Raw genomic sequence first — 20609 nt, 5'->3', positions numbered from 1 at the left:
GGGCAGAGGCTTTGGTCCTGCGGGCACGGGCGGGCGGTCACAGGCGGCCACGGCTATGCCGCCCGCATCCGGCCCCGGATGGCCTTGTAGGCCCAGTCGGCGGCAAGGACCGCAGGAATTGCCACGGCAGCAAGAAGGAGGCCGGCAGGCGGCGGCGGGGCGTGCCCCAGCAGCGCAGCGGCCTGGGGAATGTACAGGCACGCGGCGAGGACGGCCAGTTCGGCCAGGACGGCCCAGGCCAGGAGCCTATTGGTACCCAGCCCAGGCGCCACGGCGCCGCCGTCGCGCTCCGGCACGCATAGGCGTTGGCGAGCTGGCCAAGGACGACGGCGGTGAAGGCTGCCCCGGAGGCTGCCATCAGGAGCCCCGCCTCCGGGGCTTCGCCGCGGATCCAGCCGCCGCCAAACAGCACGGCGGAGAACGCCGCCATTTCCACCGCCGCTTCCACGGGCCCCAGCACGCAGAAAACCCGGATCATGAGCTGCCTGTCCATCAGGTGCCGCCGCTCCGGCGGCCGGGCCAGGACATGCTTGCCCGGAGGCTCGGCCCCCAGTGCCAGCGCGGGAAGCAGGTCGGTGCCGATGTCCAGGGCCAGGATCTGGAGCACGCCGAGGGCAAGCGGAAACTGTCCGCCGGAGAGCGCCCAGATGACGAAAGGGGTCAGCTCGGCCACGTTGTCCGTGAGGTGGTACGTGAGGAAGCGGTGGATGTTGGAATAGGTGGCGCGGCCTTGCTCGATGGCCGCCACGATGGTGCCGAAATGGTCGTCTAGGAGGACCAGGTCTGCGGCTTCGCGGGCCACATCGGTGCCGGTCAGGCCCATGGCGACGCCGATATCGGCTTCGCGGAGCGCCGGCCCGTCGTTGACGCCGTCTCCCGTCATGGCCACCACGTGGCCCCTGGACTGCAGGGCCCGGGCCACACGGAGTTTCTGCTCCGGGGACACCCTGCTCACCACCACCCCGTCCCGGTCCAGCAGTGCACCGAGCATCTGTTCGTCATCCGGGAGGCCGGCGCCCTCCACCACAACCTCCGGAGTCCCGATCAGGCCGATTTCGCGGGCGATGGCGGCGGCAGTCTCAGGATGGTCGCCAGTGATCATGGCCAGTTTGAGTCCTGCCCGGCGCGCCGTCCGGATCACTTCGGCCACGTCGGGCCTGGGCGGATCATGGAGGCCGATCAGTCCCAGCAGCTCCATGCGCCGCTCGATGAGCTCCGCGGGGCACGACTGCCACCTGCCGGCCGCGGCAGCAGGATCATCGGCGTCCAGCCGGCGTCGTGCCACCGCGATCACCCGCAGGCCCCTTGATGCCATGTCCTGCACCTCGTCCAGCAGGAGCGCCGGCACGTCGCGGCACAAGGGAAACACGGCTTCCGGGGCGCCCTTGCAGTACGCGTCCGTTCCGACAACCGCCGTTTCCCGGCGGCGCGCGGGGTCAAAGGCAATGCGGCGCAGGGGTGTTTGCCGCTCCGCCGTCCTACCGGTCAGCCTGCGGGCAAGTGCATCGATGGCTGCTTCCATCGGATCCCCCTGTGCCCGCCATTGCCCGTCGCGGAACTCTGCGCCGCCCTGCGATGCGGCGAGCGCCGCGAGCGCTGCCTCAGCCGCCCGGCCGATCCCTTCCCCCTGCACCGCCGCTTCAGGCTGATACCCCTCTCCCGCCACCTGCACGCGGCCCGCCGTCGTGAGGACTTCCACGGCGTTCATCCTGTTTTGCGTCAGCGTGCCGGTTTTGTCGGTGCAGATGAAGGTGGTGGATCCCAGGGTCTCCACGGCCTCCAGGTTGCGCACCAGCGCCTTGCGGGATGCCATGCGCTGCGCACCCATGGCCAGGGAAAGGGTGACAGTGGGCAGCAGCCCTTCGGGGACGAGGGCCACGGCCACGCCGATGGCGAAGAGGAAGGCGTCCCGCCACTGGAAGCCCACCAGCAGCGAGGTGATGAAGAAGAGTGCGGCAATCGCCAGGGCCACACGGGCGATGACCCGGACTATCCGGCGCAGCTCGAGGGACAGCGGGGTGGGGGGAGGCGCGGCCTGGCTTGTGAGCGCAGCGATCCCGGCCAGGCGGGTCCGGGCACCGGTTGCCGTCACAACCGCTTCGCCCTCCCCGTTGACCAGGAAGGTTCCGCCCATGCGGCATCGCCCGCCTTCTTGGGCACCAGCTCGCTCTCGCCGGTCAGCATGGACTCGTCCACCGCGCAGGCTGATGCCGTGGCCAGGACGGCGTCGGCCGGAACGCGGTCGCCTGCGGCCAGGAGCACCACGTCGCCGGCCACGAGTTCGCTCGCGTGGACCGTGCGGACCCGTCCGTCCCGCCGCACCACCACGTCCGCGGGCAGCAGCCCGCGGAGCCTGGCGGCTGCATGCTGGGCACGTTCCTGCTGGATGTGGGCGAAGACGCCGTTGACGATGACGACGACGACAATCGCCACTGCCAGCTGCGGCATGTCGGCGACGTAGGCAAGGACAGCGGCGCACCACAGCATCAGGGCAAAGAAATGGGTCATCTCGCCCAGAGTTTCCGCCATTGGGGAACGGGCTTTTCCGCCGGAAGGAGGTTGGGTCCTGTCCGCTGGAGAAGCTCCGCCGCCTGCCTGGAGGTCAGGCCCTCCGCCGTCCTCACATGTACTCCGCCTCCCGGCTGGTGGCCCCGGCAGGGCTGGAGGTCATGCCCGGAAGGCGGTCTGCCCCGTGAAGCGCCCGCAAGCCGTTCACGATCGTGGCCAGGTCGACGAGTTCCTGGAGAAGGGCCCCGGTGACCGCGGGGATGTAACCCGTCATGGCCACCGCCATCAACGCGATGCTGGCACCTATTCCGGTCCAGATGCTGGTCAGCGCCACAGCGAGGGTGCGCTTGCCGATGGCTACTGCCAGGGCCACCTTGGAGAGGTCGTCCAGCATGACCACGACGTCGGCGGACTCGCTCGCCGCCGTCGCACCTTTTGCTCCCATGGCGACGCCGACATCGGCAGCGGCCAGGACGGGGGCGTCGTTGACGCCGTCGCCCACCATGAGCACCGGGCGCTCGGCGATCGCAGCCACCTCGCTCACCTTGTCAGCAGGCAGGCATTCAGCTTTGACGTCCCGGATGCCTGCTTCCCTGGCGATATGGGCCGCAGTCGCGTGGGCGTCGCCGGTAAGCAGCATGGTGTGCCGGATGCCCAGCCGGTGGAGCGTGGCGAGCGTGTCCATTGCGTCGGCGCGCAGCGGGTCCTTCATGATGAGGGCGCCTGCATAGGTTCCATTGACGGCGACATAGACGGCCAGTTGGCCGCTTTGCAGGGCGGCCGCCCTGAACCCGCCTGCCGAAGCGCCGACGAGGCCTGCCTTGCCTACCACTACCCTTTCGCCCCCGCACACTGCTTCCACACCCTGCGTGGCATGTTCCGTTGCCTGCGTCACCGGGAGGAGCCGAAGGTTCCGCGCGGCAGCGGCTTCGATGACGGATGAGGCCAGGACGTGGGACGAGAACTGTTCGGCAGATGCAGCCAGTTGGAGCAGCCGCCCGGCGGCGGAACCTTCGCCGTTGCCCTGCCCAGGTCCGGAAGCCAGCGCCACTCTGTCCAGCACCGGCCGGCCGGACGTGAGGGTTCCGGTCTTGTCAAAGACGGCGGTCCGCGCCCTGGCCAGCTGTTCCAGGGTGCTGGTGTTCTTGATGATGATGCCCTTGCGGGCAGCTTGGCTGGTGCCCGCGAGGAATGCCACCGGTGCGGCTATGAGGAGCGGGCAGGGTGTCGCCACCACCAGGACCTGGGCGAACCGGACGGGTCCCGGACAGCAGCCAGGCGGTTCCGGCCATGGCGAGGGCGAGGACGGTGAAGGGCACCGCATAACGGTCCGCCAGCCGGACCACCGGTGCCCTGCTGGCGGATGCTTCCTCCACCAGGGCGATGATCCGGCTGTACTGGGAATCGGCAGCAGTGGCGGTCGCGCGCATCCTGATGGCCGCCTCGCCATTGACTGACCCGCTGAGCAGCAGTTCCCCTCGGTGCCGCTCCACCGGCAGGCTCTCCCCCGTCAGCGACGATTCGTCCATGCTGGCCGAGTCCGAAAGGAGCCCGCCGTCCACCGGGACCAGCTCGGAGGGACGCACCACCAGCACATCCCCCGGCACCACCGCGTCGACAGGTACGTCGTCCAGGACTGGTCCGGCAATCTCACGGTGCGCAAACCGGGGCGCGCGGTCCAGCAGCGACCTCAGCTCCCGTACTGCCCTGCCGTGGGCGAAGTCTTCAAGCCCTTCACCGCTGGCAAGCATGAGGATCACCACCAGCGCGGCGAGGTACTCGCCCACGGCGACAGTACTGGCCACGGCCATCAGTGCCAGTACGTCAATGCCCCAGCGGCCTTTCCGCAGCGTCCGGATCATGGACACGGACCTGACGAGCACAACGGCGGCGGCATAGACCGAAGCGAGCAGCCGGGCCGGGCCTTCGAGGCCGAACTGGGGCAGGAGCAGGGTGACCAGGATGATGCTTGAGGTCAGCGCCACCAGGGGATATTGCCGGAGAAGTCTGCCGGCACGGCTTCCCCGGTCAGTGCCGGCATCCATGTGCCCGGTCAGCCGGGTAGCGGCCGAGGCGTCAACCGGACCTGCCGGCCGCTTCATCCACCGGCCGCCCGCGGGGCAACATCGAGCTGGTTCCACCAGGTCAGTGGCGACGTTACGCCAAACCGGCGTCCCGTGACGGATGCCGGAACGACGCGGACGAAATGGTCTTTCTGCCCGGCCTGCCACGGGAAAAGCGTCAGCCCGACGCCGGTCAGCAGCTCCGGGGATGGCTCCAGGACAACGGCGTCGCCTTTGACCAGGACGCTCCAGGCCGTCCGGGTGGAGGCGTCGAATCCATCGGCTTCCAGTGCGACGGCGGAATGGCCACCGGCGCTTCGGAGCTTAGTCCCCTCGCCGGTCCGGAACACGAGCGATTCGTCGTCCACCTTATAGTTCACCGGAAAGATTTCCGGATGGTCGTCCACCGTCACTGCCAGGTGGCCCACCGAAACACCGCGCAGGAGGTCCCAGCAGTCGCCCGGGCGGAGGACTTCGGTGGCAGGCTGCGGAGGGTCGTTATGCATACGCCGAAAGTACCCGGCCCCCCGCAGGCGAACTAGGGCATTTAGGCCTGAGCTCCGGGCTGAATTTCCCGATGCCCCTTGTGACTTTCGGCCCTGCCCCACCGCCTGCGTCCTTTGTACGTTTCTTGGGAGACAATCCCGATCTTCGGCACCAGCGCAAAGGACACGATGATATGAAGGCTGTCATCCTGTACGACTCCGGCTACGGAAACACCAAGGCGATTGCCGAGGCCGTTGCTTCCGGACTCGGCACCGGTGCCCGGGCTGTTCCCGTCGACGGGTTCGAGCCCGGGAGCATCCAGGCTGGCGATCTGCTCGTCGTGGGTAGTCCGATCAACGGCTGGCGGCCCACGCCGGCGATCGTCCGGGCACTCGGAGACCTGGCCGCCCGCGGACTGGCCGGGGTGAAGGCGGCTGCATTCGATACCCGGCTCAAGCTGTTCATCCACGGGGACGCGGGCAGGAAGATTACCCGCGCCCTCGAGGAGGCCGGCGCCAGCATTATCGGCGGCCCCATGGCGTTCTATGTCAAGGGCACGGAAGGGCCACTACTTACGGGAGAGGAAAGCCGGGCGGCCAAATGGGCGGATGACCTTGCCGACGCCGCGAAATAGGGGCAAAGGCTCCGGGCACACGGACCCGGACGGCAATGCCTGGACCGTTGCCCGCTTCCTGGAAGGGTCACCCGCAGCCCAGGCAATCTACGAGGCGGCGGAACGGATGGCCGCCAGCCTGGGCCGATGGATATCCGTGTCAGCAAGAGCCAGATCGCGTTCCGCCGGCGCCGCAGCTTCGCGTACCTGTGGCGCCCGGGCATGTATGTCACCTCGAATATTCCGCTGGTCCTTTCGCTTCCCCTGCCGCGGGAGGACGGATCGCCACGCTTCAAGAAGGTGGCCCATCCCTCCCCCGCTGTCTGGATGCACCACCTGGAGCTTCCGGACACCAGCGTCCTCGACGGCGAGGTGCAGGAGTGGATGCGCGAGGCCTACGCCTCGGCCGCATAAGGCCGGTTGCGGTTTAGGGCTTTATGCCCTGTCCCGCCAGGCTCCGGAAGCGGACGCTGGTGCCATGAACGATCCACAGCCCAGGAAAATCCATGCCACGGAACAGCCGGTCGCTGTCATCCGTGAACGGGTCCCCATGACCTCGCTGACCGAGTTTTTCGGCCGTGCCTTCGGCGCCATCATGGCAGCGACGCAGAAACAGGGTGTCTTCCCCGCCGGCCCTCCTTTCGCCAGGTACCACGGCATGCCCAGCGACACTGTCGATGTCGAAGCGGGTTTCCCCATCGCCGGCCACTTCACCGGAACAGATGGAGTGCAGACGTCGGTGCTGCCCGGGGGCGACGCCTTCGAAGCCATCCACACCGGACCCTACGACACCCTCGGCGAAACCTACGGCGCCATCCAGCAACAGATGCAGGCCGAGGGCCTCACGCCGTCCGACAGCATGTGGGAGTACTACCTGAGTGATCCGGAGCAGGAACCGGATCCTGCCAAATGGCAGACGAAGGTGGTCTGGCCGACAGCGTAGCCGCCAGCCACGTCCAGCGGCAGCAGCCGTGTTCTATGTTCCGGCGCCCGTGGCGCGGCCGGGGCCGCCGTCGTCCCTGCCCGCGAGGGCTTCGGCGCGCAGCAGCATGGACCGCAGCTCGTTCAGCAACTCCAGTTGCTCATTGTTGATGGCCGTCAGCCGTTCGATTTCAGACTCGGACTGCACGTCCGTTTCGTAATCGTGGCGGGCCATTGCCGCGGCGATCGCATCCTGCCGTTTGGCAGCGATCAGCAGGATGGCGCCCTGGAGCCCGGCCAGCATGGAGAGGAAGAGGTTGAGGAGGATGTAGGGATAAGGGTCCCAGGCGTCCGCCGCAAGGGCATAGGAGTTGATGACGGCCCACGCGACCATGAACGCGACGAAGAATCCCACAAACGTCCAGCTGCCCATCCCGTTGCGAAGGATGTCCGCCGCCCGCTCACCCCGGCTCAAGCTCTCCTTGTGCCGCACATGCCAAGTGCTCTTACGCTCGCTCATGAACCCAGAGTATGTGGCGTCCGGCAGCAGGCGCTCCCGGTTACCCCAGTGAATGGTCAATACGGGACTTTGGTCCCTAATGCACAGTCCCGCCCTCTGGCACGGTAGGGGGAGGCCCAAAGACGCACCATGGCTGGGGTGCTGTGTCCGGGCTGCACCGGGATGCCGGTTGCCCACGTGCTCCGCAGCGGCTGGAGACAGGACTACTGAGGGAGAAAGCTTATGGCGGGAACGTTCGAACTGTTTGCCGATGAGGATTCGCGCATCAGGTTCAGGCTGGTGGCGCCGGACGGCAGCGTCCTGGCGGTATCTGGACAGTACCCGGACAAGTACCACGCCGCTGCTGCCATCAAGGATGTCCGTGAATGCGCCGGCACCGGTTTGATCACCGACCTCGCTCCTGCCGGCCTTGCCCTGGCCAGGCCGCCGCGGCGGGGCCCCCACGTCCGTCCGCTCGGTACCGGCAAGGCAGGTTCCCTCGGTGCCGCCTAGGAGTCCGGGAGAGGCAGTGACGCCATGACGGCTGACGTTCAAACACAAAAGGCCCAGGTCCTGGGTGTCAAGGGCCTGGTCAAGCGTTATGGCGGCCGCACAGTTGTGGATGACGTCTCCTTCCACATCCAGGCCGGCGAAACCTACGGACTCCTCGGCCCCAACGGTGCCGGCAAGACCACCATCATTTCCATGGTGGCCGGGCTCATCCCTGCAGAGTCCGGAGCCATCGAACTGGCCGGGTCGGCCATGACCCCCGCGAACACCCGCGCCAAGGGAAACATCGGCCTGGTGCCCAGGAACTTGCGATCTATCCGGACCTGACGGCTACGGAAAACCTGCTGTTCTTTGGACGGCTTCAGGGCCTGCGCGGGCAGGGGCTGAAGGATCGGATCGCGGAGGTCCTGAACCTCATCGGGCTTGCCGACCGGGCCGGCGAGCAGACCAAGAAGTTCTCCGGCGGAATGAAGCGCCGGCTGAATATCGGGATCGGCCTGCTGCACCGGCCCACCCTGTTGATCCTGATGAGCCCACCGTGGGGGTGGACCCGCAGTCACGGAATTCCATCCTGGAATCGGTGGAGGGGCTTGCCACGGAGGGGATGGCCGTCCTCTACACCACGCACTACATGGAAGAGGCGGAGCGCCTCTGCGACAGGATCGCGATCATTGACGAAGGCAGGATCCAGGCCGAAGGCACCAGGGGCCAGCTGGTGGAACTGACGGGCGGCGCCGACCGCATCGACCTGCATGGCAGCGGCAACACCAGTGCCGCTGCAGCCGCCCTTCGCCTGCTGCCGGGGGTGCAGCAGGTCGACGGCGGAGCATCCGGTCTGATCCTGACCGTCCACAATGGCCCCGGCCTCCTGGCCCCCATCGTGGCGGCAGCGGGCCGGGCGGGAATGACGCTGACCTCTGTGGAGATCGTCCGCCCCGACCTGGAATCCGTGTTCCTCCACCTCACGGGCAGAGCCCTCCGGGACTGACGTGCGCGGATTGTGGACAATGGTCGGCAACGACCTCCGGCAGCGGGTCCGGGACAAATCCGTTTTCATATTCTCCCTCCTGGTACCCTGGCCCTGATGGCTGTACTGAACCTGTCCTTCGGCGGCTTCGACACCGAAAGCGTGGAACTGAAGCCGGCCGTCGTCGTCGCAAGCTCCGAGGACAGCGGCCAGCTTGGAGGCGCGCTGCTGGACGCCGTCGGCTCACTGCCCGTCATGGACGTCACCGTCCGCAGGGTCGCCGCCGCCGATGTCAGCCGCGAGACCAAGGACACGGGAGCGGACCTCGGCGTCATCCTCCCGGCCAATTTCACTGCCGCAGTGACGTCCGGGCAGGCCGTCACCGTCCAGGTCATTGAAGGGGACTCGGCCGGGCTCGAAACCAACGTCCTGATCTCTGTCGTGGACGGACTCCTGGAACAGTTCACGGCGGGAACCGTGACCGCTGAAGCAGGGGGCATCGCCGGGCTCCCCCACGAAGCCCTCGGCGGACTCGCGCAGCAGGCCGCCGCCGGCATTCCGGCCCTGACGCTGTCCGAAGGCAAGGCATCCGCCGAACAGCTCTCCCTCAAGGGAACGCTGGTGGCGGGGCAGACCGGGCTGTTCCTGCTGTTCACCGTTGGCTTCGGTGTCCTGGGACTGCTTGCCGAGCGGGAGGAAGGCACGCTGGCCAGGCTGCAGTCCACCCCTGTTGCCCCGGGGACCATCATCACCGCCAAGGCCCTGGTGGGCTTCATTCTCGGTGTCGTGGCCACCACCATCCTGCTGACTGCGGGCAGCGCGCTCTTCGGCGTCTCCTTCGGCTCGCCGGCGGCGGTGGCACTCCTCGTCCTGGCGGTGGGGGCAGCCGCGACGAGCCTCACCTTCATTGTTGCCCGCCTGGTGCGGACCGCGGAGCAGGCGAACATCGTCCAGTCCATCCTCGCCATGCTGCTGGGGATAGCCGGCGGGGCCTTCTTCCCCATCGAGGCCTCCGGCTTCCTTGCCACCCTGATGGACCTGAACCCCATTGCCGCCTTCATCCGCGGGCTGGGCATCACGGCCGGCGGCGGCGGGGTGGCGGAAGTTGCCGTCCCCGTCACCATCATGCTGGGGTTCGCCGCCGCGGCAACCCTGGCCTCCCGGCTGGTACCGGACCGGGGGGGTGCGGGCATGAGGAGCATCCTTGGGATTGCTGCCGTGGAGGTGCGACTCTTCCTGCGGGACAGGTCCAATATTTTCTTTGTCTTCATCTTTCCCCTCCTCCTGATCCTGCTGCTCGGCTCGCAGTTTGGCGCCAACAGCGGCCAGTCGCGGGTGGCGCTGTCCGGCGGGGCGGACACGGAACTGGCGAAGGCCCTGTCGGAGCAACTGGCGGAGGACGGCGTCCAGGTGTCCGCTGCAGGAGCCGCGACGGTGCGGGACCAGCTGAGCCGCGGCAGGACCGACGTCGGGATCTTCATCAGCGACGGCGATGCCGCCGACTTCGCGGCCGGCCGCCCGGCGGACCTCGAAGTGGTGACCGCCTCGCAGTCGGCCGCCCAGGCCGTCCTCCAGGAGGTCCGGGCTTCCATCCAGGCCGTCAGCACGGAGCGGCGGCAGCAATCCCTCCTGGAGTCCGCGGGGGTTGGAACCGCAGAAGCTGCAGCGGCGCTCGCCCAGGCGCGGGAAACGGTGGAACAGCCGCGGGTTGAACTGGTTGACACCGGCGACGTCTCGCGGGAGTTCCAGGGCCTGGGCCGGTTCGACCTTGGAGCCGCACAGCAGCTCCTGCTGTTTGTCTTCCTGAGTTCCCTCACGGGTGCCGCCACCCTCATCAAATCCAGGCGCCTGGGAGTCGTTGCGCGCGTCATGGCAGCGCCCGTCGCAAGCTGGCAGGCGCTCGCCGGCCAGGCCCTGGGACGCTTCGGAATCGCTGCGGTCCAGGGCGGCTACATCATGGCCGGGACGGCGTTGCTGTTCGGCGTCGACTGGGGCAACCCGCTGCCCGCCGGACTGGTCCTGGTTGTCTTCTGCGCCGTATCGGCAGCGGCGGCAATGGTGATCGGTTCCGTGATGGATAACGACGCCGCCGCGGCAGGCGTAGGGGTAGGGGCAGGTTTGGTGCTGGCAGGCCTGGGCGGTTCCATGGTGCCGCCGGAGTTCTTTTCGGAGACTCTGCAGGCAGTGTCCCGGCTGACGCCGCACCGCTGGGCCTATGACGCTTTCGCGGACATCCAGCGGCATAACGGCTCCCTGGCGGACATCCTTCCGCAGCTGGGCGTTCTCGCGGCCATGGCGCTGGGGCTGTTGGCCCTCGGGTCCTACCTTCTGCAGCGGAGCCTGGGCCGGGCCCTGTAGCCGCAGTCCCATGCGCCGCGCGGCCCTCAGAAGCTGGACGAGCTGCCGGACCCGGAGAAGCTCCCGCCGCTGCCCCCGTACCCGGTGGTGCTGCCGTCCCCGCCGCGGGCCGAGCTGACGCTGCTGACTCCCGTGTTGAACCCAGAGTTGAAGGTGGCAACGGAGAAGAACTGGTATGACGGGTAGACAGTGCCCAGGATGCTCGGCTCATAGCTCCGCCGTTTGTGGTCGAGGCCCTCCTGTGCCGCCGCCATCTCCTTGCGCATCAGCTCGGCTTCGCGTCCGTTTTTCGCATAGCCGTCGATGACGGTCGCAGCGTGGTTCTCCAGCAGGCCGGCGAGCCTGGTCCGGGCCTCATAGAGGCGGTCCAGCGCTTTTCCGGGCTGATCCTTTCCTCTGCCAGGTCCGCGGTCCACCGTTCAATGTCCCGCAGGCTCTGGTCGCGGAAGGACCGGAGCGCGGCTGCCGTTGCCGACTCCCCCTGCGCGTGCCGCCTGGTGAGGAGTTGCTCCAGCCCCGCCAGGTCGCTGCGGAAGGGTGCCAGCTGCCGGTCCCAGGCCGTCTGCCACGTGCTGCCGCGGTTCAGGAGCGCATTGCTGTCCGCAATGACGTCGTCCAGGGCATCCAGTTCCGAGGCCGCGTCCGCGTATTCACGGGCGAGCTTGAGATTCCTGCGTATGCCCAGCGCCCCGTTGGACAAGGCATGCACCCTGTTGGCGAGTCCGCTGGCCAGGTTGTAGCGGTTGAGGAAGGTGCGGTGCTTCTCCAGCACCTGGCTTCCGTACCGGGACGACGCCGGGATGGTGGCCGCGTTCAGTTCCGTCACCTCAAGGTCCATGCTGACGTTGGCGTAGCTTTGGTCCCCGCGTTCTATTTCCTTCCGGCTGGCGGACCTGGTGACTGCACGCACAATGAGCCAGGCACCCGCCCCCAGCGCCGCCGTTCCCGCCGTCACCCACGCGGTAACCAGGAAGGCCATGGACTGGTACCACGGCTGGTTGATGAGTTCTGCCGCGCGCCGGACCCCGGCAATGGTTCGTCCGTCCACTGGGCGTCACGCAGGAGATCCCTGGCCGCGTCCTGGATGTCGCTGCGCTGCTCGAGGGACACTTTGCGGTCTTCACCCATGTAGGTGCCAACATGGCGGCCCACCGGATCCAGGGCGAAGATAAACAGTCCGTCGGCCCACTTCTGCCCGTCAGCGCTGATCCACTCCGGGTGTTCGGTCCGGGCGAACCTCAGGACTTCCTCGTTCAGGTTGTCCTCTGCCCTGCCGTTGTAGGTGTAAACCACCACGCGGGTGGGCTCATGGAACTCAATACCCTCCAAGGCCGGAAGCAGCGTGCTCCGGTCCAGGACCCCTGCCCTGTCCTCAACCTGGACGGACACCGGCGGACCAGCCGCAGCAGCGGCAGTGAAGCCCAGCAGCAGTGCGACCAGGGCGAAAGCCATGCCTATGATCCTTCGCACCGGACCTCCTGCCTTCCGGCTCCCGTAAAGAGCGGTTTCCACGGGAGGCGGCCTAAATGGCGTTCCACCCGTTGTCCGAGGCGAGCACTACGCCGTTGATGTTTGAACCGTCCCGGCTGAGCAGGAATGTGATCCCGGCAGCCAGTTCCCCGGCCTCAGCGATAGGCGGGACGTTCACCTGCATGAAGGGTCCCAGGACTTCGGCGGCAAGCTGGGACTTGAATTCGGCGTGGATGTCCGTCCTGGTGCCGCCGGGCGCCACCGCGTTTACCCGGATTCCACGGCGCCCGTACATGACGGCGGAACTCCGGGTGAGCCCGATGACGGCATGCTTGCTCACGGTGTACGCGGCACCTGCCGCGGATCCCCGTAAACCGGCTTCGGACGAGACGTTGACGATGGACCCGGAGCCCGCATCAAGCATCAACGGCACCACTGCCCGCATCAGGCGCATCATGGAGGTCAGGTTGACGTCCAGGACCCGGTGCCATGTTTCGTCGTCGAGCTCATGCACCGGCTGGAAGCTGTCCATGATGCCTGCCACGTTGGCGAGTGCGTCCACCCGTCCGCCGGCGGCCGCCACCACACGCTGGACCACGTCCTCCAAGCTGATGTCTCCCGGTACCGGCACAAGGGCAAGGTCGCCATGACCGGCTGTGAGCTTGTCCAGGCCTTCGCTGCTGAGGTCACTGGCGATGACCCGGCCGCCTTCCCGTGCAACCCGCAGCGCAGTCGCCAGTCCGATGCCGGAGGCAGCCCCGGTCACGATGACGGTCTGGCCCTCGAACCTGCCAGGGGTGATGTTTTCCTGCCACACGGACATGAGATGCTCCTCGGATCGTCAGCGTTGTTGCTTCCCCCGGCTTGTGGTGCTTGCTTAGATAGGCGGGTAGGCAGTGCCCCACCACATCAGGATGGAACTTCCCTGGAGGCCCTTCCAGTGCCGAAGGTCCCCCGGACCAGGAATGAGGGAGCGATGCAGGAGAACGGGTCCATCGTTGCCGGTTACGACGGCTCGCCTGAAGCTGTCGCAGCGGTCCACTGGGCAGCGCACCAGGCGGACCTGCGCGGCTGTCCCCTGCACGTGGTGCACTGCTCCATCTGGCCCCTGCTGACCAGGAACCTTGGCCCGGTCCCCGGTGTTGCTGACAGCGGGCTGGAGCGCTCGTCAGAGGCAATCCTTGAGGAAGGTGTAGCCGAAGCGGGGGCGGCCGTACCCGGACTGGACGTTAAGGGAACGCTGCTGCACGGGCTGCCGGCATCGTACTTGGCCCAAATCTCTGAAGGCCAGGCAATGGTTGCCGTCGGCAGCCGGGGCCTGGGCGGTTTCCTCGGCCTGCTGGTGGGATCGGTGAGCCTGGAACTCGCCGCCACAGCCAGCTGCCCCGTTGCCGTCATCAGGTCCGATATCCACCCTGCGGGGCCGGTGGTGGTGGCAGTCGACGGTTCAGGGTCCCCCGCGGCCCTTGAAGATGCCTGTGCCATGGCGTCGGTGTCACGCGCGGGGCTCATGGTGGTCCATGTCCGGCACATGCCGGCGGGGTACCGGCAGCCGGATCCGTCCGAGGCTGTTGTCGCGGAGGCGGCGGCCGACAAAGTCCTTCAAAGCGCCCTGGCCCGCGCACGGGCGCTGGCACCCGGTGTCCCGGTGGACGGCGCGGTCCTGGCTGACACGTCAATACCGCATGCCATCCTGATGGCCTCTGCGCAGGCCAGGATGCTGGTGGTGGGAACGGAGGGGCGCGGTTTCTTTCGGGAGACGATCGGCTCAACTGCACACGCGGTGCTGCACCACGCACGGGGCCCGGTCCTCATTTCCCGCCGCGGACGGGCGGAGTGAGCGCGCATGGCGGGACGTGAGCGCGGCATGGGCCCGGCTGCGGTCGTCCTGGTGTGGAGCGCCAGCCACTGGAACCGCTGGAACTACCGTGCCGCCGTCGAACAGGTCCTCACATCAGGACGCATCCTTGACCGCTGGGATGTCGGCCCGGGCCGGATACTCCGGCCCGGTACCGAGGCGTGGCTGCTTTTCCACGGAAGCAGCGGCGCGGGCAGCGGCCTGATCGGGCACGGCGTTGTGGTCTGCGGAACCGCTGAGGCAGGAGGTGGCACGGAAGGCGCCGCCCCTGGCGGGGCGGTGGGCGTGGCCTTCGACGTCCTGCTGCCCCTGGGGGAGCAGATTCCTTCGGACACCTTGGCCGCGGAAGTCCCGGACATCCCTTGGGGGGACGCCGCAGATTCCACGCTCCTGTCCGTCCCACCGCCGGCGGAGTCCGGTCTTCGGCGGCTCTGGCGGCAGCAGGGGCCGGCGGCAGTGGACCCTTTCGACGTCGTTCCGGGCGCCTATCCGCCTGAGGCAGCCGCCACTGTTGGCGCGAACCGCTACGAGCGCGACGCCGATGCCCGCCGCGTCTGCCTGGCGTTCCATGGAACGGCCTGCGCAGCGTGCGGCTTCTCCTTTGAAGCGTCCTACGGCGAGATTGGAAACGGCTTCATCCACGTGCACCATACGGTGCCGGCAGCCCAACTCGAGGCCAGCTACGAACTGGATCCCATAACGGACCTTGTTCCGCTATGCGCCAACTGCCACGCCATGGCGCACCGGGGCGTCAGCACACCGCGCACCGTCCAGGAACTTCGGACCATCCTCTCCGCAGCCGGGCATCTGCGGGGCGAAGTGGTGACCGAGCAGGCCCTGGAGGCCCAGGAGAACGCCCGGCGCCTCCTCGAAGGGCGCCAGGACTGACAACACACGGACTCCGCGCGTGCCGGTAAAATGGGAGGATGACCGCGGTGGCCGCCCAGTCCGGCAGCGCATTTTCCTTCGCCAGAAGCGCGCGGGGAGTCTTGCGCCGCGTGCCTGTGTGGACATGGCGGCTTCTGATGCGGGCCGTGAGTGAACGCGAGCGGGCATGGTTCAACACCGACCCCATCACCGAAGTCGCGTACGCCCACGACATCGACTATGCCGGCGACGGCCTGCCCAGCCACCGACTCGATGTCCTGACCCCCCTGGGGGGACTCCCCCGGCCCTTCAGCGGCCGGCCGCCAATGGGGAACTGCTTCCCGTCTACGTCTATTTCCATGGTGGAGGATGGACGTCCGGGGACAAGGCAGCGGTTACCAAATACTGCGCCAGCCAGGTGCTGGGCGGGATGGTGGTGGTTAACGTCAACTACCGCCAGGCACCCCGCTTCCATATGGGGCACGTGCTTGAGGACGCGAATGCGGCGCTGGCATGGGTGGCCGCACATATCCGGGACTACGGCGGGGACCCGGAGCGCCTCATCCTGGGCGGCGACTCCGCCGGCGGGCACATCTCAGCCCTGCTCACGGCAGTAAGCCTTCGGCCCGAGCTGGCTGCCCACTACGCCCTGGAGCCGGCTTTTTCCGGCACGCAGCTCAAGGGCCTGGTGCAGCACTGCAGCGCGGTGGACTTCTCCGTGTTCTTCGAGCGCAGTTTTGTCCTCAGCCTCAACTTTGTCCGGATGCTCCTGCCCGCGGCGGGTCCTCCCGCCGGCCGGTCCCGACGATTCCCCGGATCCCGCCGGGCCATTGAACACCTCCAGGACGCGGCCGCCGTTGTGTCGCCGATCGAGTGGCTCGGCCCGGGCCACCCGCCCGTGTTTGTCACAACTTCGGAGCGTGACTTCTTCTACCGCGCAAACCTCAATTTCATCGAACGGCTTCAGCACCACGCCGTGCCGGTGGAAACGCTCATTTACGCCTGGTCCAGCGCAAATACAGAGCACACCTGGCAGCAGGATTACCGCTATCCGGAATCCCAGGAGGTCTACCGGCGCCTCCATGCATTTGTCCGGCGGGTTGCCTGGTCGCCGCAGCCGGGCACTGACCAAGCGGAGCAGCCGGGGCTATCGTGGGAACATGGCGGATCCGGGCAAGGGACAGGACGGGGTTGATCCCGGGGAGTTCGGCTCAGCCCGGGTGGATGCTGCAGCCCTCAGGGATGCGGAACTGGGTGACGTTGATTGGTCGATACCCCCCAAAGGCTCCGTGAGCCGCACCATCAAAGTCCCCAGCGGCAGCCTGGCGGCATTGACCATGGGGAATCCGGACAATCCGGCCATTGTGATGGTTCCGGGCGCGACGGGTTCCAAAGAAGATTTCCTGCTCATGATGCCCGACCTCGCCGACGCCGGCTACTTCGTGTTGAGCTACGACCTGGCCGGGCAGTATGAGTCGGCGGCCGCCGGCCCGGAAAATCTTCATGCCGCCCAGGAAGCACTACGACTACCAGCTGTTCGTTGATGACCTGGTGGCCGTCCTGGAAACCGCAGCAGCCAGCCCGGCCCACGTTGTGGCGTATTCCTTCGCTGCCATCATTGCCCAGTTGGCCTACGCACAGCGGCCGGAGCTGTTCAGGTCCCTCACGCTGCAGAGTTGCCCGCCTGAACCCGGCCAGAGCTTCCGGGGCGTCAGCCGCATCGGCCGTTTCAGCAGCTGGGTGAATGGCAGGATCGGCGCCGCGCTGCTGATCTGGAGTATCCGCAGCGGCAGGTTTGTCCATGTACCGAAGGGGCGGCGAAGGTTCGTCAACTTCCGGTTCCGTTTCACCCGCCGGCAGTCGGTGCGGGATATCTACACACTGATGCAGGATGCGCCGGACCTCCGCGAGACGCTGGCGGAGGCGTCCCTGCCCAAGTTCGTCGCCGTCGGCGAACATGACCTCTGGCCGCTCCGGCTGCACCGCCTGTTTGCCCAGGCAATCAGAGCCCGGATCGGCGTCTACCGCGGAGGGCACAGCCCGTGCGAAACGTCCCCGCACCAGTTCAGCCGCGACCTTATCGCCCTCTATGCCAAGGCGGACGAGCCGGCGTAGCAGGACTACGGTGCCCGCGGCGCCTCCGGAACCTGTCGAGGCGGCGGCGCAGTGGCGGCTCATGCCGGAATTCAACGCGGAAGGTCACCACAGACATGACGATGCGGCGCCGGAATGATGCCCAGCTGGCAAAAGGGCGTGCTGACACGCCAACTTTCAGGGTGGGGTCGTACAGGACGCCCATGGCCGGCCGCAGCCGGTAGGAGATGTCCAGGTCGTCGTGGACCAGGGCATTGTCCCGGACAACCGAGGAGCTGATTCCTTCCCAAAGCTCCCGGCGCAGGGCGAAATTTGACCCGTATACCGGCGGATGTCCCAGGAGGAAGCCGATCACCGTGAAGTATGCGCCGAGGAATACGTGCCGGCCGGCCCAGCGGACCAGTGCATTCCCGCCGTAGAAATCGCCGGGTCCCGTGACGGCGGTGAGCGGTGCGGCCGCCCGGAGGATCCGCTCCGCGTGTTCCAGCCAGTCCCGCGGCGGACGGGAGTCGGTGTCCAGCCGGGCAATGATTGATCCTGTGGCCGCATCAAAACCGGCGGCAGCCGTAGCCGGAATGCCCGGAAGGTCCACGGTTATCCGCTTCACCCCCGCTGCCGCGCAGATCGCAGCAGTGTCGTCGCTGCTCGCATTGTCCACCACGATGATCTCGTCAGCAGGCCTGGTCTGCCTGGCGAGCAGGGCAAGGCAGGTCCTCAGCTGTGCACCATCGTTGCGGGTAGGGATGACTACCGAGACCGTGTGTACCTCCATAGCGGGAGCGTACCCGCGGATCATCTGAAACTTGCCCCTTGACGGATGCAAAACGTTTTGCATATAGTGATGCAGGCAACATACAAAACGTTTTGCAAAGGAATAGTCGATGGCGACGAAGGTGAACATCCGGGACGTGGCGAAGGCAGCCGGCGTCTCTGTGACCACGGTGTCCCATGCCCTGAGCGAAACGCACAGCTCCCGGGTCAACGCCCGCACAGTGGAGCACATCAAGGCCGTAGCCGGCGACCTCGGCTACGCCCCCAACCGCCTGGCCAGCGGGCTGCGGAACCAGCGCTCCCAGATCCTCGGCCTGGTCAGCGACGAGATCACCACCACTCCTTTCGCAGGCGCCATGATCCAGGGCGCCCAGGATGCCGCCTCGGAGCACGGGCACCTGCTGATGGTGGTGAACTCCGGACTCGACAATGAACTTGAAAAGCACGAGATACGGGCCCTGAAACAGCACCAGGTGGACGGGATCATCTACGCCCGCATGTACAACCAGCTGGTGTCCGTCCCCGAAGAGCTCCAGGGCATGCCCACCATCGTCCTGGATGCCACCACGGACAATCCGGAGCTTTCCTCGGTGGTGCCGGACGAGTTCGGTGCCGGTGAATCGGCCGCCGGACTCCTGGTGGAGGCAGGCCACCGCAGGATCGGCATGATCAACAACGAGGACGATATTCCCGCCGCCCATGGACGGCTGGCCGGCTTCCGGGCCGGGCTGGAACGCCATGGACTCGGGCTGGGGCCCGGCCAACTGGTGTCCGCCCATCCCAGTACAGCAGGAGGCCGGGAGGCTGCGTTCCGCCTGCTGTCCCGAGCGGACCGGCCCACAGCGCTGTTCTGCTTCAACGACCAGATGGCGATGGGCGCCTACCAGGCCGCCGGCCACCTGGGCCTGACAATCCCTGCCGACCTGTCGGTGGTCGGCGTCGACAACCTTGAACTCATCGCCGACGGCCTGTGGCCGGGGCTGTCCACCGTGGCGCTCCCCCACTACGAGATGGGCCGGTGGGCTGTCCTCCAGCTGCTTGCCGAACTTGAGAATCCCCGAACTCCCCGCGCCCACGAGTCCAGCAGCTGCCCGCTCGTGGTGCGGGATTCTGTCGCCCCTCCCCGGGGCTGACCCTCCCCGGGCCGCCAAAGCGGCGGCCGCACCAAAACAATCCCCAACAAAACGGGAACGCAGCCGTTGCAGCGGCCGCGTTCCCTGCAGGACCCTCATCAATCCCCGCTGTCCAAGCAGAAAGACTGACCCATGAACACGAAGTTCACCAAGATCCTGGCGACCAGCATAGCTGCCGCAGCCCTCACCGCCACCCTCGCCGGCTGCGGCAAGGGCAGTGCCTCCTCCTCGTCCGAGGGTTCCGGCGAGATTGCCCTGTGGACCCACAACGCCGGCAATCCGGACGAACTGGCCGCGGTCCAGAAGATCGTCGACTCCTACAACAGCAGCCAGGACAAGGTAAAGATCAAGGTCCAGGCGTTCCCGCAGGACTCCTACAACGATTCCGTGGTTTCCGCGGCAGCAGCGGGCAACCTGCCCTGCATCGTGGACATCGACGGCCCCAACGTGCCCAACTGGGCCTGGGCCGGCTACCTGGCACCCCTGGAACTGGACGCGGACCTTTCGAGCCAGCTTCCCAGCACCGTGGCCGAGTGGGACGGAAAGCCCTACGCCGTGGGCTACTACGACGTCGCCCTCGCCATGATGGCCCGGGCCTCGGACCTGAAGGCTGCCGGCGTCCGCGTGGCCACCATGGAGCAGCCCTGGACCAAGGAAGAGTTCCAGGAAGCCCTGACCAAGCTCAAGGCGCTGGGCAAGTGGGAACACCCGCTGGACCTGGGCACCGCCGGCACCGGTGAATGGCTCCCCTACGCCTACTCCCCCTTCCTGCAGTCCTTCGGTGGCGACCTCGTCAACAGGGACGGCTTCCAGAGCGCCGAGGGCGAGCTCAACGGCGACAAGGCCGTGCAGTGGGCCGAGTGGTTCCGTGGGCTGGCCGACCAGGGCTTCATGGCCAAGAAGAGCGGCAAGGATTCCACCCAGGACTTCCTGAACAACAAGAGTGCCATCGTGTACACGGGTTCGTGGGCCGCTGACAAAGCCAAGGCCGCACTCGGCGACGACCTGGTGGTCATGCCGCCGGTGGACCTGGGCGAGGGCCCCAAGATCGGCGGCGCCTCCTGGCAGTGGGGCGTGACCAGCGGCTGCAGCAACGCCGAGGCCGCCATGGACTACCTCTCCTACTCGCTGAAGCCGGAGAACATCGCCGCGGTGGCGAAGGCCACCGGCGCCATCCCGGCCAGCGAAGAGGCGGCCGCACAGATCCCCAGCTTTGCCGAGGGCGGCGCAAACCGGATCTTCATGGACTTCTCCCGCGAGTACGCCGTGATGCGTCCGGAGACGCCCGCCTACCCCTTCATTGCCACCGAATACGGCAAGGCCGTCCAGGACATCCTGAACGGGGCCGACGCCAAGTCCACGCTGGACAACGCCGTGAAGGCGATCGACGCCAACATCAAGTCCAACGGCGGCTACAAGAACTAGCCGGAGCATGTCCGGCGGGCTGTGGCGCCATATCTGCGCCCCAGCCCGCCGGCAGCCGGACCTACG

General features: G+C 67.2%; 16 protein-coding genes and 5 pseudogenes. 13 read left to right on the top strand and 8 right to left on the bottom strand.

Translation table 11 applies throughout. The features are described 5' to 3' along the window. Window positions 1-53: 53 nt before the first annotated feature. The 3 genes and pseudogenes from ACPEE0_RS08705 to ACPEE0_RS08695 form a co-directional block, all read right to left on the bottom strand. Window positions 54-2624: pseudogene (locus ACPEE0_RS08705) on the bottom strand (cation-translocating P-type ATPase). Next, window positions 2621-4553 (bottom strand): annotated as a pseudogene (locus tag ACPEE0_RS08700) (heavy metal translocating P-type ATPase). Before ACPEE0_RS08700 ends, ACPEE0_RS08705 begins: the two co-directional pseudogenes overlap by 4 nt. A gap of 53 nt (window positions 4554-4606) precedes the next feature. Then, a complete protein-coding gene (locus ACPEE0_RS08695; protein WP_424574356.1) occupies window positions 4607-5077 on the bottom strand; it encodes a pyridoxamine 5'-phosphate oxidase family protein in 471 nt (156 codons plus the stop codon). Between the two features lie 173 nt (window positions 5078-5250). On the opposite strand from ACPEE0_RS08695, the gene ACPEE0_RS08690 reads away from it, so the two are divergent. From ACPEE0_RS08690 to ACPEE0_RS08680, 3 genes are all read left to right on the top strand, one after another. Further along, the gene (locus ACPEE0_RS08690; protein ID WP_424574355.1) at window positions 5251-5691 is read left to right on the top strand and encodes a flavodoxin family protein; all 441 of its coding nucleotides are present in this window, start codon (window positions 5251-5253) and stop codon (window positions 5689-5691) included. A gap of 126 nt (window positions 5692-5817) precedes the next feature. After that, window positions 5818-6084, top strand: coding sequence for a DUF5655 domain-containing protein (locus tag ACPEE0_RS08685; RefSeq protein WP_424574354.1), 267 nt, complete (start codon window positions 5818-5820; stop codon window positions 6082-6084). Between the two features lie 64 nt (window positions 6085-6148). Beyond that, complete coding sequence (locus ACPEE0_RS08680) at window positions 6149-6613, top strand: GyrI-like domain-containing protein (RefSeq protein WP_424574353.1); 465 nt, start codon at window positions 6149-6151, stop codon at window positions 6611-6613. A gap of 33 nt (window positions 6614-6646) precedes the next feature. Here the strand turns inward: ACPEE0_RS08680 and ACPEE0_RS08675 are convergent, their stop codons facing one another. Next, on the bottom strand, window positions 6647-7066 hold the full coding sequence (locus ACPEE0_RS08675) for a DUF1003 domain-containing protein (protein ID WP_424574352.1): 420 nt from the start codon (window positions 7064-7066) through the stop codon (window positions 6647-6649). Window positions 7067-7333: 267 nt separating this feature from the next. Here ACPEE0_RS08675 and ACPEE0_RS08670 point away from each other — a divergent pair, with 267 nt between their 5' ends. The 4 genes and pseudogenes from ACPEE0_RS08670 (at window position 7334) to ACPEE0_RS08655 (ending at window position 10925) form a co-directional block, all read left to right on the top strand. Continuing rightward, a complete protein-coding gene (locus tag ACPEE0_RS08670) occupies window positions 7334-7603 on the top strand; it encodes a YegP family protein (protein WP_424574351.1) in 270 nt (89 codons plus the stop codon). 24 nt (window positions 7604-7627) lie between these two features. Then, a pseudogene (locus tag ACPEE0_RS08665) lies at window positions 7628-8067 on the top strand (ATP-binding cassette domain-containing protein); the annotation flags it as partial. 71 nt (window positions 8068-8138) lie between these two features. After that, window positions 8139-8588 (top strand): hypothetical protein, encoded by a 450-nt coding sequence (locus ACPEE0_RS08660; RefSeq protein WP_424575333.1) that lies wholly within the window; start codon window positions 8139-8141, stop codon window positions 8586-8588. A 96-nt stretch (window positions 8589-8684) separates the two neighbouring features. Then, window positions 8685-10925: an ABC transporter permease gene (locus ACPEE0_RS08655; protein ID WP_424574350.1), complete on the top strand. Its 2241-nt coding sequence runs from the start codon at window positions 8685-8687 to the stop codon at window positions 10923-10925. 26 nt (window positions 10926-10951) lie between these two features. Here the strand turns inward: ACPEE0_RS08655 and ACPEE0_RS08650 are convergent, their stop codons facing one another. The 3 genes and pseudogenes from ACPEE0_RS08650 to ACPEE0_RS08640 all read right to left on the bottom strand — a co-directional run bounded on the left by ACPEE0_RS08650 (window position 10952) and on the right by ACPEE0_RS08640 (window position 13218). After that, entirely contained in the window at window positions 10952-11191 is a 240-nt protein-coding gene (locus ACPEE0_RS08650) for a hypothetical protein (RefSeq protein ID WP_235046727.1), read from the bottom strand. Further along, window positions 11191-12377: pseudogene (locus ACPEE0_RS08645) on the bottom strand (DUF5129 domain-containing protein). Before ACPEE0_RS08645 ends, ACPEE0_RS08650 begins: the two are co-directional and overlap by 1 nt. Before the next feature lie 70 nt (window positions 12378-12447). Continuing rightward, the gene (locus ACPEE0_RS08640) at window positions 12448-13218 is read right to left on the bottom strand and encodes an SDR family NAD(P)-dependent oxidoreductase (RefSeq protein ID WP_354176041.1); all 771 of its coding nucleotides are present in this window, start codon (window positions 13216-13218) and stop codon (window positions 12448-12450) included. Between the two features lie 153 nt (window positions 13219-13371). Between ACPEE0_RS08640 and ACPEE0_RS08635 the strand changes: the two genes are divergently transcribed. The 4 genes and pseudogenes from ACPEE0_RS08635 to ACPEE0_RS08620 all read left to right on the top strand — a co-directional run bounded on the left by ACPEE0_RS08635 (window position 13372) and on the right by ACPEE0_RS08620 (window position 17235). After that, on the top strand, window positions 13372-14235 hold the full coding sequence (locus ACPEE0_RS08635; RefSeq protein ID WP_424574349.1) for a universal stress protein: 864 nt from the start codon (window positions 13372-13374) through the stop codon (window positions 14233-14235). 6 nt (window positions 14236-14241) lie between these two features. Beyond that, window positions 14242-15141: an HNH endonuclease gene (locus ACPEE0_RS08630; RefSeq protein ID WP_009356318.1), complete on the top strand. Its 900-nt coding sequence runs from the start codon at window positions 14242-14244 to the stop codon at window positions 15139-15141. A 166-nt stretch (window positions 15142-15307) separates the two neighbouring features. Next, window positions 15308-16315, top strand: a complete 1008-nt coding sequence (locus tag ACPEE0_RS08625; protein ID WP_424574348.1) for an alpha/beta hydrolase — start codon at window positions 15308-15310, stop codon at window positions 16313-16315. Beyond that, window positions 16281-17235, top strand: a pseudogene (locus ACPEE0_RS08620) (alpha/beta fold hydrolase). The gene ACPEE0_RS08625 and the pseudogene ACPEE0_RS08620 overlap by 35 nt, the downstream one beginning before the upstream one ends. On the opposite strand, the gene ACPEE0_RS08615 reads toward ACPEE0_RS08620, so the two are convergent. Beyond that, entirely contained in the window at window positions 17198-17986 is a 789-nt protein-coding gene (locus ACPEE0_RS08615) for a glycosyltransferase family A protein (protein ID WP_424574347.1), read from the bottom strand. The pseudogene ACPEE0_RS08620 and the gene ACPEE0_RS08615 sit on opposite strands and share 38 nt — an antisense overlap. A gap of 109 nt (window positions 17987-18095) precedes the next feature. Between ACPEE0_RS08615 and ACPEE0_RS08610 the strand changes: the two genes are divergently transcribed. Both ACPEE0_RS08610 and ACPEE0_RS08605 read left to right on the top strand, forming a co-directional pair. Then, a complete protein-coding gene (locus ACPEE0_RS08610) occupies window positions 18096-19118 on the top strand; it encodes a LacI family DNA-binding transcriptional regulator (RefSeq protein WP_354176046.1) in 1023 nt (340 codons plus the stop codon). 132 nt (window positions 19119-19250) lie between these two features. Beyond that, window positions 19251-20543, top strand: a complete 1293-nt coding sequence (locus ACPEE0_RS08605) for an ABC transporter substrate-binding protein (RefSeq protein ID WP_354176048.1) — start codon at window positions 19251-19253, stop codon at window positions 20541-20543. Window positions 20544-20609: the final 66 nt, after the last annotated feature.

Source organism: Arthrobacter sp. SD76 (assembly GCF_049726125.1).
GTDB lineage: Bacteria > Actinomycetota > Actinomycetes > Actinomycetales > Micrococcaceae > Arthrobacter > Arthrobacter nitrophenolicus.
This window is presented reverse-complemented; position numbering and strand designations above follow the sequence as displayed.